Genomic DNA, 1,566 nt, shown 5'->3' with positions numbered 1-1,566 from the left:
CAGAACTTGCCATAGATGGCTGCGCCTACGAACAGAATCACCAGGCCGATGAGAAAGGTTGCCATAGAAAACACACACTCCTTTATGCCCAGTTTCCCGGACAGATTCTGGCTTTATCATAGCACTGAAGAAAGGAGTTGTAAATAATTTATTCATATTTATAAAGAATTTGTTAATATCGCAGAGAAAACAATTAAAAATTCGTTTACCTCACCTAACAAAGTTCCAAATTTTTTTAAGGACAGGATGTGAACACGAATATTTGTGCTGGACGGACCTGGAAATATGCGGGAGTTCAGGCAGTAAAAAACCCGTCCCGCCTTTTGGCGGGACGGGTTTGATTTTGGAAGACACTGCAGCTTACAGCTTCTGGAGCCGGGCAGCGCGCTTCTTGCCGTACCAGACAACGATGCCAACATAGGCCACAGCAGCGCAGACACCGATAATGTAAGCGGGCGTCCAGGGAATATGGAAGCCGATCTGCGCGTTGGCGATGTAGGTCACTGTGACGAAGGTGTACCAGGCAGCGGGGATCAGGGGGATCCACACCCACTTGGCCTTGCTGTTCTCGAACATCCACACAGAGATGCCAAGGAATGCGAACAGGGACAGGGTCTGGTTGGACCAAGCGAAGTAACGCCATAGGGTGTTGAAGCCGCTGGGGCTGCTCTTTGCGAAGACCAGGATCACAGCCACCAGCGCAAAGATGATGGCGGACAGGCCCAGGCGCTTGGCCTTGGAGCTCTGGTCGATGTGCAGGGACTCAGAAACAGACAGGCGCAGGGAGCGCAGCGCGGTATCGCCGGAGGTGATGGGCAGAACAATAACGCCCAGCAGAGCGATGATGCCGCCCACAGGCCCCAGGATATCCTTGCAGATCACGCCGATGGTGCCGGTAGCCAGAGAGGCATTGACCTCCTGCAGGCCCAGGTTGTACACACCCATGGCGGCGGCGGCCCAGATCATGGCGATGAAGCCCTCGAGGACCATCATATTGTAGAAGGTCATGCGGCCCTGCCGCTCGCTCTTCATGGTGCGGGAGATGATAGCGGTCTGCGTGGAGTGGAAGCCGGAGAGAATGCCGCAGGCCACGGTGATGAAGAAGATGGGGATGAAGTGGTTGGCGTCAAAGTACTGACCATAGCTGAAGGCCGCCTGCTCACCGGTGGCTGCATCAACAGCCCACGCGTCGAACGCGATGCCATGCCAGTCATCCCACAGGTTCAGCAGGGGATAGCCCTTGACGAACAGGCCGATGAACACACCCACGGCGGAGAACAGCAGGATGGCGCCGAAGATGGGATAAATGCGGCCGATGATGGCGTCGATGGGGAACACGGTGGCAATCAGATAGTAGACGAAGATAACACCGTAGATGATCCAGGTGGTGGGATCATTCACCGCGCCGGAGAAGCCGAAGACCTGGGTGGCGGCGATGTCGCCGGGGGTATAGATGAACACCGCGCCGACCAGCAGCAGCAACACGCTCAGGAAGATGTTATAGACGGTGAAGACACCCTTGTTGGAGTATCTGCGGACCATGTCCGGCATCTGGGTGCCGCCGTC

1 protein-coding gene is annotated in these 1,566 nt (G+C 55.6%); it reads right to left on the bottom strand.

Going from position 1 to position 1,566, the window contains the following annotated elements; genetic code table 11:
• Positions 1 to 360 precede the first annotated feature (360 nt).
• A partial coding sequence (locus tag HMPREF1546_RS12540; RefSeq protein ID WP_021752000.1) for a carbon starvation CstA 5TM domain-containing protein occupies positions 361 to 1,566 on the bottom strand: 1,206 nt, incomplete at its 5' end.

It is taken from the genome of Oscillibacter sp. KLE 1745 (assembly GCF_000469445.2).
Taxonomy (GTDB): domain Bacteria; phylum Bacillota; class Clostridia; order Oscillospirales; family Oscillospiraceae; genus Oscillibacter; species Oscillibacter welbionis.
This window is presented reverse-complemented; position numbering and strand designations above follow the sequence as displayed.